The organism is Teredinibacter turnerae T7901 (genome assembly GCF_000023025.1).
GTDB lineage: Bacteria > Pseudomonadota > Gammaproteobacteria > Pseudomonadales > Cellvibrionaceae > Teredinibacter > Teredinibacter turnerae_B.
Map to the genome: position 1 here is coordinate 1,468,699 of NC_012997.1, position 12,399 is coordinate 1,481,097.

A 12,399-nucleotide genomic window follows, 5' to 3' on the forward strand; every position below is an offset into this window, starting at 1 on the left:
CTTGCGTTCCCAGCAGCGAAGCGTTCCAGCATCCGCCTCCGGCGGTGCTCCCCAAGCTCCCCCTGGGAGCGTCCCAGCAGTGAAGCGTAGCGGAACGCTCCAGCGAGGCCATCGCCTCGCTCACCCGGAACATTCATTGCTAGTAAAACCCGATGTCGGGCTTTGGGTGTTGGCGATAGTGGGGGTTCCAGAGGTGAAGCGTGGCGTAGCGTTCCAACGGTAGCCGCGGGCCGCGCCCTGTTAGCGACTTGCGGGTAGGGTGCTACAGTGACGCGACGAGGAACACTCCCGCTCGCGAGGGCGATAGAGGTAAATTTTTCCGACAATTATTTAACATTTTTTACCCCCTGCGGATGGGGTAAAATTCGAGACTGAATTTTTAATCAACACAGGTTGCTCTATGAAAATAGCCGTTGCAGGTACAGGGTATGTTGGGTTGTCCAACGCTGTTTTGTTGGCTCAGCATCACGAGGTAGTGGCGCTGGACCTTATTCCGGAAAAAGTGGATCTTATTAACAATAAGAAATCCCCGATTGTTGATGCCGAAATCGAAGACTTTCTGGCTAACAAGAATCTCAATCTGAGAGCAACTCTCGATAAGGCAGAAGCCTATGACGGTGCTGAGTTCGTTATTATCGCCACCCCGACGGACTACGATGTAGAAACCAACTACTTCAACACGCGTTCGGTGGAGGCCGTGATTAAAGATGTAATTGCGCTTAACCCCGATGCGACCATGATTGTGAAATCTACCGTGCCCGTGGGTTTCACTCAGTCGATAAAAGAATTGTTGAATACAGAGCAGGTTATGTTCTCGCCAGAGTTTTTGCGGGAAGGCAAGGCGCTTTACGACAACTTGCACCCGTCGCGCATTATTGTTGGTGAGCAGTCTGAGCGCGCACGCATTTTTGCGGGCTTGCTTTCGGAAGGCGCCGAGAAAAAAGATATCGATATTCTGTTTACCGATTCTACCGAAGCCGAAGCAATTAAGTTGTTTTCTAATACTTACCTGGCCATGCGTGTAGCCTATTTCAACGAGCTGGACAGCTACGCCGAGCGCCACGGGCTGAATTCCCGCCAGATTATCGAAGGCGTATGCCTGGACCCACGTATCGGTACGCACTACAACAATCCTTCATTTGGCTACGGCGGTTACTGTTTGCCGAAAGATACCAAGCAGTTGCTGGCGAATTATCACGATGTACCTAACAACCTGATTGCCGCCATCGTGGATGCGAACCGCACCCGCAAGGATTTTATTGCCGACTCCATTATCAGCAAGCAGCCTAAAACGGTGGGTGTTTACCGCCTGATTATGAAGGCGGGCTCCGACAATTTCCGGGCGTCATCCATTCAGGGTGTGATGAAACGCATTAAAGCAAAGGGTATTCGCGTTATTGTGTACGAGCCAGTGCTGACGGAAGCAGACTTCTTTAACTCGCCCGTCGTTAACGACCTGGCCGAGTTTAAAGCGCAGAGTGATGTGATTGTAGCCAACCGAATGGTCGACGATATCCGCGATGTAGCCGAAAAGGTTTACACACGCGATTTGTTTAACAGTGATTAATACACACATGTAGCGCGTGTGGAGAGCAGGGCGTTCGCCCTGCTTTCGGCTGGTGGCCTGGGCCACTTCACCAATTTCTCGGTACGGCTGCTGTGTTTCCTGCTGGAGCGCGGCCGGTCTTCCTAAGAAGCCTGCGGTGCAGGCTTTCTGTCTGGCCTAGTCTCTGTACGGGTCCATCGTAATAATTTTCCCATCCGCATCGTACTTAATCTCCGCCATTTTAATGGAGCGAAGGTGAGTGACGCCCTTGGACAGGGTGGAGTCGTGGTAGAAAAGAAACCAGCGATCTTCGTAAGCACAGATGGAGTGGTGCGTGGTCCAGCCAACAACCGGGTTCAGAATACGGCCAGCGTAGGTGAACGGGCCGTAGGGGTTGTCGCCGATGGCGTAGCACAGGAAGTGGGTATCGCCTGTGGAGTACGAGAAATAGTACTTGCCATTATATTTGTGCATCCAGGAGGCTTCGAAGAATCGGCGGTCGTGGTCGCCAGCGAGCAACGGCTTGCCTTCGTCGTCAATAATTTGCAGCTCACGCGGCTCTTCCGCGAACTCCAGCATATCGTCGCTCATTTTTGCGGCAATAGGGCCTAACGCAGGCTCGTTGTCTGCAGGCTCCTGGTTAGATGCGCTATAGGTGTTGTTGCGGTAGTTTTGCAACTGACCACCCCAGATTCCGCCAAAGTACATGTAATAGTTGCCGTCGTCATCCTCGAATACCGCCGGGTCGATGGTGTAGCTGCCTTTTATGGCTTCTGGCTGGGCAACGAAAGGGCCGGTTGGCGAATCGCTTACCGCAACGCCGATTTGAAAAATATCGTCTTCGCGCTTGGCGGGGAAGTACAGGTAGTATTTGCCGTCTTTGTGGGCGGCATCGGGAGCCCACATTTGGCGGGCAGCCCAGGGTACATCTTTAACGTGCAGCGCAACGCCGTTATCGACAGCTTCTGCTTCCGGGCTGTCCATGGAGATTACGTGGTAATCCTCCATGCCGAAGTGGTCGCCGTTGTCGTTGAATGGAATGCCTGCGTCGATATCGTGAGAGGGGTAGATGTATATCTTGCCGTTAAAAACATGTGCGGACGGGTCTGCGGTGTAGATGTTTTTAACCAGTGGCTGCGAAATTGCCTTGGCGTTTACTTCGTCAAAGTCCAGTTGGGTATATTCTTCGTCGGCCATAGGAATGTAAAACCTTCGCTTGGGTGTTTATGAAAAAGCCGGGTGCCCGCGAAGGCGCCCGGCGAAAAAGGGTAAATAGTGTTTAGAGTGTAGCAGTTCGTCGCTCGGCCAGATCATTCTCGATCTGAGTTTCCATACGTTTGTTAATCTCGTATAAAAACAGAATCGCCGCCGCCAGAAAGAAGGGAATAGACGCATAAAGGCTGATGGCCAGGCGAATTCCTTGTACCGTTTCCTCGGCTTGCACGTCCAGGTCCGGGTTGTAGTGGTAGTGCTCCAAAATCATGGAGGCGATAGTGCTACCCAAGGTCAGGCCGCCTTTGAGGCCGAGAATACTGGCTGAAAAAATCATACCGGTTGCGCGACGTTTGTTTTTCCACTCGGAATAGTCAGCGACGTCTGCAATCATTGCCCACATCAAAGGAATAGTGATGCCGTAAAAGAAGCCATGCAGAATCTGCGAAATAAACATCATGCCGATGGCGTCTTTCGGGAATGCAATAAACGCTAGAATGAACAGTGTGGATATTGCGAGAAACAGGCGGTAGATGTTGCGCTTACCGAATTTATCCGCGAGCGACTTAGAAAAGCCGATACCGACGATCATTAGAATAATGCCGCCACCATTAAACAAGCCGTAGCCTGAAGCCGTGGCTTCGCGCGGCCATTCGAAGTTCAGGCCCATACTGTGGAACACGACGGTCAGCCAATCGATAAAGCTGTAGAAACCGATGTTGGTCAGGAACTGCGCAAGCGCTGCTTCATCGACATAGTTGTTAAAGTAGTAGATGTACATACCACCTTTTAACGCGAGCGTGATGAAGACCAAAATAACGACGCCGAGCATAATGACCCAGGGGAAGTTCTTCATCAGGTCGCGAAGGTCATCGGAGATTTTGGACTCTTCCTGGGCGACCACAACCCGCTCTCTCGTTGTGAAAAAGGTGACAATAAAACAGATGACACCCGCAACGGCGAATACGCTCATGATCATGCGGAAACCCAGCGCCTGATCACCTTTACCCACCATAAGAATGATGGGCAGCATCAGCACCTGGATAATAAATTGCGCAGCCATAACAGCCACAAACCGATAAGAAGACAAACTGTTGCGCTCGGCCATATTGCCCGTTAACACGCCGCTCAAAGAGGCGTAGGGCAGGTTATTGGCGGTGTAGAGCATCACCAGAAGCAGGTAAGTCACAAACGCATATATCACTTTACCGGTCGGCCCAAGATCGGGTGTGGTAAAGGTAAGAAAAATCATGATGGCGAATGGAACCGCGGTCCAGAGTACCCACGGGCGATATTTACCCCAGCGGGTGTGCGTTCGGTCGGCGATCATCCCCATAATGGGGGCAAAGACAACACCACCTAAAATACCACACCAGAAAATGACCGTTTGAGCAGCACCGGCGCCCAGTTTGTACACGTCGGTGTAAAAAAACACGATATAGGTTACTAGCGTTTGGAATACCAGGTTGGCGGCAAGGTCGCCAAGGCTGTAGCCCACTTTCTCCATTACGGATAATTTATCGGATTGTGTATTCATTTTTAGTTATTCATATACGTGGAAGAACAACAAAATTTGAGGAAAGCATACTCAAATTTCACTCTGGTAGGGCTCTATTCAGTCTAGGGCCTTCTGCTTCTTATGTGGTTCTCTGGCTCTTGTATGCTCTGTGGCAGCCTTAAAGAACGCTGGATAATGTACGCCCCCAATCAAAACGCACAGGTATCGGGTCGCCATTCTAGCAGAATGAAGGCGCGTACTTACATACATGTAGGCGCGTAATACCTTTCATTACTGTCGACGATCAAATTAAACCAAGCTTTTGTCCACTCTGAGAGGCTAACGTTCCGCGCGGATTTTTCTGTTGCGATGGCAGATATTCCTATATACAATACGCGCCCTCTCGTTGCGGGATATAGTAGGACCATAGCTCAGTTGGTTAGAGCGCTACCTTGACATGGTAGAGGTCGGCGGTTCAAATCCGCCTGGTCCTACCACTATAAACCCGAGAAAAATCAACGAGTTAAAAAGTTTTATTAGGGGTTGACACCCCAGGGCCGCATCAGTAAGATACGCGCTCTTTCGGGCAAGAGCCCAAAGCCATTCCGCCTTAGCTCAGTTGGTAGAGCAAATGACTGTTAATCATTGGGTCGCTGGTTCGAGCCCAGCAGGCGGAGCCAAATAAAAACTATTAAAATCAATAGTTTGCAGAAAAGAGGTCAACCTTCGGGTTGGCCTTTTTTCGTTTCAGTGCCCACATTTTGGCAGAGGGTGCGTAACTATTATTTTGCTATTTCGAATTCGTCTATTTTGGCATTGATGTCTGACACTATTTCCCGGACTAACGATATTTTATGAATGACAATTGCTTGGGCTTTTAAGTTGGCCCTAGCGATTTCGCAGACAGACTCCCTAGCATTTGGCTCATCAGTTTTTATGTTCGATAGTTCATTTAGCGCCTGTGTTGCGTCTTTCCAGCTATCAAGTGCTTCTTTTGCGTTATCTAAACAATATTGTTCAGCTTCCTCAATGTGTTTCATGTGTGATTTAAATTCTGGTTGAGTGACAGGACGGAGCGTGTTGTACCTAAACTCAGCTTTTGTTCGTTGAATTGTGAGTTTGTAGGCATTCGTTCTGGATATTTCGTAGTGCTGGGATTGCAAGTTTAGTAAGTCGCTGAGTATTTTGGTCGCATTCTCGATAGACTCGATTGTCAGGTTGCGCTGATTCGAATTATCCCGCTGGATTTCTCTTTCACTTTTTTCGAGCTCTCTTTTCCTCAACTCGTTCGAAGTTTTAAACTGATTACCGAGCGTGAACACCGCAGTTAACGCGGCTATAAAGGCGAGAATTTCTTCGAAATGATTTAAAAAACTGCAATATAAGTCTTCCATGTAAGTATTTTCCTGTCAATATATTGGCGTATTTCTCAAGGGGTTCAGCTGAACAGCCTCGTTTAAGTGCTCCGGCGCCAAATGCGCATAGCGCATTGTCATCTTAATATCAGCATGGCCTAGTATCTTTTGCAGAGTCAAAATATTTCCACCGTTCATAACGAAATGGCTGGCGAAAGTGTGCCGCAATACGTGCGAAAGTTGGCCGGGTGGTAGCTCTAAATCCAGCTTGCCTACTGTTCGTTTAAATGCGCTGTAACCGTCAACCAGCGGTGCGCTATTTAAAATTAGCGCGGCCAGTTCTGGCGCAATCGGAACCGCGCGAACCTTCCCGCTTTTGGTTTTGGAAAAAGTCACCTTGTTATTTTTCACCTGGGAAGGTTTAAGGGTGGCCGCTTCACTCCAGCGCGCGCCAGTGGCCAAACACACGCGCGCAATTATTCCCGCGTGACTTCCTCGGCAGTTATCCAATGCCGTAAGTAATTCGTCTATTTGGCTGCGCTCTAGATAGGTGAGTTCAGTTTCGTCCGTTTTGAGTCGTCGTATCTCGGCGAACGGGTTAGGTTGATGCCAATCCCCGAGGCGGGACAATTCATTAAATAATGCTTTCAAGTAAGCCAAATCGTGATTGGCTGTATTCGCGGAAACATCTTTAAGGCGGGTGCTTCGGAAGCTTGCGAAATTTTTTGGTGTGATGGTGTTGGCTACCGGATCACCCATTTGTAACGCTAGATTTTCTAAATAGGTTTTTCTTTCGTTCCCTCTCTTTAAGCTTTGGCCGTGCAACTTCCACCATGCATTAATTAGCTGACTTAATCGTCGATTATCTTTCGGTGCTTCCTTCCAAGGTTTTGCGTTCGCATGTTCGGCGATTATGTAACGCTGATATGCTGCTGCCTCGTTCTGCGTTTTAAAGGTCTTCCTGTGGCGGGGGCCGTCTCTACCGGCTGGCCTAACGTCGACAAAGTAGCCGCCATCGACTTTTTTAATCATGTTCTAGCCATCTTTTTGCCATGTTTGGCGTGTCTAACAAAATAAAAAGGGGAAAGAAGTGAAAAGGCATGCTCAAGCACTCGCTATATTCATGAACCTACCTGACAACAAAAAGAAGGAAGCTATTCGCTATCTTCGCGCTTTGCGAGATACCTCAGATACTTCAAAGCCTCGTCACCGTGGCCAGCCTCGCAAACCTGACGAAATAGATCGTTGAATTCGTCAGTTTCTGTGGTTGGGTCATTCTCTGTGATGTTTTGCTTGTCGATTAATTCAAGTTCCTTCTCATCTGCATCCGGTGAGGTAATGAAGAGTGAGTACTTTTTAAACCTCTCAACTTGGGTGATCTTCTGGAGCTGGGCCACAGTTGGCGCTCTGTCACCGCGCACATAGTACTTAGCTGCGGAGTACGAAATACCGGCTAACTCACTGAATTCCTTAAGTTTTAAGCCTTCTCTATCGCAAATTCGCTGGATTTTCTCGCCAATTTTCATAATTAACAGCTTGACAGGGCCACACTTGTGGCCAAATAATTAGGGGCGGGCCACAATTGTGGCCCATATAGGGCTATATCGATCAACCAGAAAGGTTAACCCCAATGAGCGAACCAGTAAATATCGCCTTAACAGTTCCGTATATGACGCCACAACAATATTCAGCTCTTACAGGTGAGTCTGTGAGCGCTATCAAGCGCAAAGTCGCTAGGGGTGTGTATCCAGTTCTACCCCGCGAGGATGAACAAGAGCGCTTGCTGATTAACGTCGCGCTCCTAATGCGCCGCGCCCTGGAAGCAAAATTTTAGGTCTCTGAAACTGAATCGAATCTGAATTACGCGGGGGAATATTCACGTGAGTACTGACGTGTTATTTGCATTCGAAGGCGCGCTTATAGAAATGCAGTGCGGCCAATGTAGCGCAACGCAGCAACTAAAAGTGCGTGAAATTAAACCAATGCTCACGCGCTGCCACTCGTGTAAATCCCTCCTGATGGTTGAGCCTGCAGTGCGGGCCAAGCCAAACAAAATCCAAATTGAATTATTCGTCACTGCTGTGCAATCAGCTGTGCCGGTTTCTGCAACTGAAAAAACAAGCTTGAGGGCAGTGTAATGGCGCGGCTGATGATCTATGTGAATAGCGATCTGATTTACAAGGTTCAAAAATTTCGTGAGTGCTCTGCGCGCAGGAATGTGTGCGAGTCTGGGCGAGAGCTGAAGCGAGCGCTAGAAGACGAAGATAGGGCAGCTTTTGAGCTTGCAGACCTTGTATCTCGTTTGTTAACGGCGTGTGAGGAAGGCGTGTCGTGATAAATCGGGGCTAGCCGCATGAGCTTTGAAGCTTTAGAAAAAATCGGAACTCCAGAGTGCCGCGCTTTTGCGGCACGCATCTTTGCCAGTCATTCAGGCGTTGATCAATTCTTAAAAACCTCTTATATCCGGTGGGCGCGTGATCGCGGCCACGCCTACGCTAACACTCGGCTTAGAAAAATAGATCAAGCTTTAAAGGCTGGTGGCGAGTTTTCTACTTCAATGGATGATCAAGCTATTTGTGACCTTGCCAGTGTGCGCGCAATTCAGTGTAAGGGGCTTTACTCACATTACGCAGCAAAAGAGGATTTATTGAACACGGGGTGGCGGTTGTTTGAGTTTTGCGAGGCGGTAGGTGTGGAGTTTCCTGTCGGCAATACTGAGAACGACAGGGGTTGTTACAAGGTGCTTTGCCCTAAAGTGTTGAGGGCTGCGAATAGAGTGTCAGATCATCGTTGGTGGCGGCGTCAGTTGCGTGTGATCTACGGCCGCAACACGGAATCGGTTTTGCGCTCACTCGGATATGTTCGTAAAGGAAAATCGGCCTACGTTTCCAATTGGGCTTTTGCCCGATGGAAGGCTGCGCAGGCTCGAAATAAAAAAACTATGTCGGGTATGGAAGCGGTAAACGAAGAGGGCGACATTGTATTAATGGAAAACTGCATAGAGAAAAGCGTCGCCAACCCTGAAAACCGCCGCAATGAATTAATGGTTCGTATGCGTGGCTATGAAGAAATAGCCGAAGGCATGGCATACATGGGGCTCTTTTTTACACTCACTTGTCCTTCCAAATATCACGCGCAATTAGAGTGCGGTGGTATCAATCCAAAATTTAATGGCGCTACGCCAGTCGAAGCTATGACGTATTTAAACGGTGTTTGGGCGCGTATTCGTGCTGCCTGGGCACGTAACGACATCAAGCTTTTTGGTTTTAGAGTTGCAGAGCCCCACCATGACGGTACCCCCCATTTTCATTTGCTTCTCTTCTGTGATCCAGCTGTTTGCGATACAGCTTGTAAATTATTTAGCGAACATGCCCTGGCCGAAGATGGGGACGAACTGGGTGCTGATGAAAGCCGATGGGACGTTAAAAAAATTGATCCTGCACAGGGAACAGCGGCGGGGTACATCGCGAAATATGTCTCTAAAAATCTGGACGGCTTTCAAGTGGGAGTTGATGAAGAGGGGGAATGTCTCGCTGATGAGGGCGCGATGCGTGCGCGTGCGTGGGCTTCCCTTTGGGGGATTCGCCAGTTTCAGCAGATAGGTAGCGTTAGCGTCACTGTGTGGCGAGAACTGCGACGAAGACGTGATCCTTTGACTGAGGGTGATCCGCAAGAAATCGAAGCTTTGAGGTCTGCGGCGGATCGTGGTGACTGGCGAGAATTTGTTGAACTCATGGGGGGCGCGACTGTGAGTCGTAAGGATCAGCTGTTGCGTCCCTTTTATCACGAAGATGACAACCAGCCAACACATTACGGCGAAGCGCTACGCCGTTTAATAGGTGTTTGGTTGCAGCCTGTCGCCCGGGCGCTGGGGCGGCGTTTGTTGGTGACTCGTGATCATGTTTGGAAAATCCGGCAACGCGACAGCGTGGCCGGTAAGGTGGCGGCGCAGCCGCCGCCCTTGGACTTGTGTCAATAACTGTACGGGGTGCGTTTGGTGGGAGAAATTCTGAAGTATTCAAAAATCTGGTTTTATACAAATTTAATTTTTCGTGGTGCTGGGGCGCTGTCGTTGCTAGCGATGGCTGCGGCGATTGCCTTCGGCGATGGGGGTACATTTTCAATTAGCTGGGAGCCAATCCAATGAGTGAGAAAACAGTAGGGCATATTCAATGTGCGGCCGGTAACCGCGCTGAAGTCCGTCAGGCGGTACGCCGTGGAAACCATTTCTATACGGTGTGCGATTGTTGCGGCACTAATCAGGGGACAGGTAAAGCGCGTCAGCAATGGATTTGGGACAACGCTGAGTTTATAGCCGGTGCAACGGTCAAGAAACCGATAAACGTTACCGATGAGAAACCGGTGGTGAGTGAATCAACTGTGGAGAGTGAACCGGTGCAGATCGAAGCGGGAACCGGTGATTTTGATCCAGCTGAACCGGTAGAAACCGAAAGCGCACCAGCAGCTAAACCGGGTGAAACCGGCATGGGCGGTAAATTGGTGGGTGTCGGCCTATTGTTGGCGTCTGGCCTGGGGGCGTGGTTATGGAATCGGTAATCGACGATTTGGCGGATAAGTGGGAAGCGGTCGATAGTGAGCCGGGGCCGAAAAAGCAGCCTGAACCCGAACCGGAAAAGGGGCCGGGTGAGGGCGCTAAGAATGCGGCCGGGCTGTTAATGGCTGCAATCGAAGGCGGCTGGCGCATGGTCGATGATCGCATTCAGTATGAGGATCAAGCCAAAAGAGAAGGTGCTGAGAAAATGGCGGCCGTTCTGGAGAAGTACGGCTTAGGTTCGGCCGTTGGTAAAGTCCCTTATGCTGAAGAAATCGCGGCCGGTTGGTTCCTGGGTGCCTTGTTTAAACAAACATGGTTAACGATTAAAGCCCTGTGGGCTGAAGACAGGAAAAAGCAAAAGGCGAAAGAGCAGGCGCAGACCGGTGACAGTGATGAGGGGCTAACCGATGGCGAGGCATGAGAACACGCGCCTTAAGAATCTACATACACTTTATCTAGCCCGCTCCGGTCACGGTAAAAGCCAAGCGCTTAAGCGCCGCTCTGGAATCGCTGCGGCCGGTCAGCGCGTGGTTTTATGGGATACGAACAAAGACCATGATGCGCATCGATTCGATAAGCCGGCGCTTTTTTTTCGCGCGCTCTCACGTGCGCATCAATCGGGCAAGGGCTTTAGGATTGCTTATACCGGTGAGGGCGGGAATATTGATCTATTTGAGGATGTGTGCGCAGCTGTGTGGAATATTCTGGACGGTCGTACGCTGACTCACTTTATCGCCGAAGAGTACGGCGCGGCCTGTGAAGGCCCTGGACCTATTCAGCTAAAACGGCACCCGTTCCACAAGCGGTTATGGCAAGAGGGTCGTAAATACGGCCTGGTGTGGCATGCGACAAGCCAGCGTCCTCAGTCGATTAGTAAAGATAGTATCGAAAATGCGGGGCGGATCTGGGCCGGTGGTATGGGAATGAATGCCGCTAAGCGCATTGGACAGGAAATTGATGTGGATTTCGGCCAGCTAAGGGATATTACTCCGGGCGATTTTTTTCGTTGGGAGCCCGCGAAGCAGGCCGAAAAAATCCATGTTTTTACACCAAAGTAAAAATATTTTAACCGGTAGACCGAAAAACTAACCGGTGTTAACCGGTGGGCCTAGTTGACAGGCAAACCGAAGTACCCGCTAAAAAGTACCCACTGAACCGCGTAGGGCGGTTTGCTGGGTACTTTTTTTTTGAGTGAGGGTTGGGTCTATGGGGCCAATGAATGATGTGACTAACGCAGTGAAACGCAATTTCGATGGAAAAATAGCGTTCTCTGCAATGGCGGGTGTCGCCGCTCTGGGGGTTGTTGCGTTCGCAATGCATCGCAGCAATATCAAAGTGTTGAAACAGGTCGCGAACGTTGCGACCAGCGGCAAGAAGTAAGGGGACGCTATGCCTACTATCGATGTTCGTATGCCGTCAGCGGCAAGTGTGCAAGCGGGTTCTACCGCGCTCTTTAAATTGCCCATTGGCCGGCGATATCACGATTTAACGCTGGAATATTCCGGCGTGACGCTGGCGCAAATGACAGAAATCCGCATTTTGGTTAATGGCAAACCTTTTCAGCGTTTCTCAGCAACTTGGCGAGATGCAAAAAACCAATTTGATCGATTGGCCGCTGCTAATGGTTTGCTGAAAATCCCCTTTGATCGTCTTGGCTTAAAGCGCCGTGATCAGATTGAGCAAACAGCAGTGAACACGGATTCCTACGACCAAAACGGTCGCGGTATTCGCTCGTTCTCCGTTGAAATTGACATTGCGCCAGAGGCTGCGGCTCCTGTAATGGAAATGAGTGCGCGACAGTCTGAAAAGGTTGGTGGTGGGCCGGGCACTATGCTTCATATCCAAAAATACCCGCGATCAATTCAGGGCGCAGGTGAATTGCAAATTTCGGATATCCCCTATGGTGGTGTAACTACACAAGCGCTCAACTCGATTTGTTTTGTCCCTTCAACAGGCACTATCAGCAAGATGAAAATCGAGCGTGATACCTACGCGGTATTTGAGCGCAAGACCAGCCATAACGCGCGGGAACAGCAAAACGGTGTGCGTGATCCGCAAGCGGGTTACTACTTCATTGATCGTACAGAAAAAGGCTACGGCGGCGATCCAATGCAATTGGTTGGTGCGCAAGACTTCCGCTACTTCCTGGAATGCTCCGGGGCGATGAGCATTGATTGTATGGTGGAAACGCTGGGTGCGATGGGCGATTAATTGGGGCGGGCTTTCCGCCCCT

13 protein-coding genes and 2 tRNA genes are annotated in these 12,399 nt (G+C 50.0%); 10 read left to right on the plus strand and 5 right to left on the minus strand.

Annotation, left to right across the window (positions count from 1 at the left end):
- Positions 1–400 precede the first annotated feature (400 nt).
- On the plus strand, positions 401–1,567 hold the full coding sequence (locus TERTU_RS06280) for a nucleotide sugar dehydrogenase (RefSeq protein ID WP_015817839.1): 1,167 nt from the start codon (positions 401–403) through the stop codon (positions 1,565–1,567).
- Between the two features lie 156 nt (positions 1,568–1,723).
- On the opposite strand, the gene TERTU_RS06285 is transcribed toward TERTU_RS06280, so the two are convergent.
- Complete coding sequence (locus tag TERTU_RS06285) at positions 1,724–2,743, minus strand: glycoside hydrolase family 43 protein (protein WP_015820737.1); 1,020 nt, start codon at positions 2,741–2,743, stop codon at positions 1,724–1,726.
- Between the two features lie 82 nt (positions 2,744–2,825).
- Positions 2,826–4,295, minus strand: coding sequence for an MFS transporter (locus tag TERTU_RS06290; protein WP_015816983.1), 1,470 nt, complete (start codon positions 4,293–4,295; stop codon positions 2,826–2,828).
- Positions 4,296–4,676: 381 nt separating this feature from the next.
- Here TERTU_RS06290 and TERTU_RS06295 point away from each other — a divergent pair.
- Both TERTU_RS06295 and TERTU_RS06300 read left to right on the plus strand, forming a co-directional pair.
- Positions 4,677–4,753 (plus strand) — tRNA-Val (locus tag TERTU_RS06295).
- A gap of 107 nt (positions 4,754–4,860) precedes the next feature.
- Positions 4,861–4,936, plus strand: a tRNA-Asn gene (locus tag TERTU_RS06300).
- A 102-nt stretch (positions 4,937–5,038) separates the two neighbouring features.
- On the opposite strand, the gene TERTU_RS06305 is transcribed toward TERTU_RS06300, so the two are convergent.
- The 3 genes from TERTU_RS06305 to TERTU_RS06315 all read right to left on the minus strand — a co-directional run bounded on the left by TERTU_RS06305 (position 5,039) and on the right by TERTU_RS06315 (position 7,137).
- Positions 5,039–5,650: a hypothetical protein gene (locus TERTU_RS06305; RefSeq protein ID WP_015820272.1), complete on the minus strand. Its 612-nt coding sequence runs from the start codon at positions 5,648–5,650 to the stop codon at positions 5,039–5,041.
- Positions 5,651–5,665: 15 nt separating this feature from the next.
- Complete coding sequence (locus tag TERTU_RS06310) at positions 5,666–6,643, minus strand: phage integrase (protein WP_015820710.1); 978 nt, start codon at positions 6,641–6,643, stop codon at positions 5,666–5,668.
- A gap of 122 nt (positions 6,644–6,765) precedes the next feature.
- On the minus strand, positions 6,766–7,137 hold the full coding sequence (locus TERTU_RS06315) for a helix-turn-helix domain-containing protein (RefSeq protein WP_015819326.1): 372 nt from the start codon (positions 7,135–7,137) through the stop codon (positions 6,766–6,768).
- 104 nt (positions 7,138–7,241) lie between these two features.
- On the opposite strand from TERTU_RS06315, the gene TERTU_RS06320 reads away from it, so the two are divergent.
- From TERTU_RS06320 to TERTU_RS06355, 7 genes are all read left to right on the plus strand, one after another.
- Positions 7,242–7,445 carry a hypothetical protein gene (locus TERTU_RS06320; protein WP_019603212.1) on the plus strand — a complete coding sequence of 68 codons (204 nt, stop codon included), beginning with the start codon at positions 7,242–7,244 and terminating at the stop codon, positions 7,443–7,445.
- A gap of 519 nt (positions 7,446–7,964) precedes the next feature.
- Complete coding sequence (locus TERTU_RS06335) at positions 7,965–9,590, plus strand: replication endonuclease (RefSeq protein ID WP_015820940.1); 1,626 nt, start codon at positions 7,965–7,967, stop codon at positions 9,588–9,590.
- A gap of 164 nt (positions 9,591–9,754) precedes the next feature.
- Entirely contained in the window at positions 9,755–10,168 is a 414-nt protein-coding gene (locus tag TERTU_RS06340; RefSeq protein ID WP_015819089.1) for a hypothetical protein, read from the plus strand.
- Entirely contained in the window at positions 10,156–10,587 is a 432-nt protein-coding gene (locus tag TERTU_RS06345; protein WP_015818180.1) for a hypothetical protein, read from the plus strand. The genes TERTU_RS06340 and TERTU_RS06345 overlap by 13 nt, the downstream gene beginning before the upstream one ends.
- Positions 10,574–11,224, plus strand: a complete 651-nt coding sequence (locus TERTU_RS06350; RefSeq protein WP_015819973.1) for a hypothetical protein — start codon at positions 10,574–10,576, stop codon at positions 11,222–11,224. Before TERTU_RS06345 ends, TERTU_RS06350 begins: the two co-directional genes overlap by 14 nt.
- Positions 11,225–11,372: 148 nt before the next feature.
- Complete coding sequence (locus TERTU_RS21960; RefSeq protein WP_015820448.1) at positions 11,373–11,546, plus strand: hypothetical protein; 174 nt, start codon at positions 11,373–11,375, stop codon at positions 11,544–11,546.
- A gap of 9 nt (positions 11,547–11,555) precedes the next feature.
- Positions 11,556–12,377, plus strand: a complete 822-nt coding sequence (locus TERTU_RS06355; RefSeq protein WP_015817232.1) for a major capsid protein P2 — start codon at positions 11,556–11,558, stop codon at positions 12,375–12,377.
- Positions 12,378–12,399 lie beyond the last annotated feature (22 nt).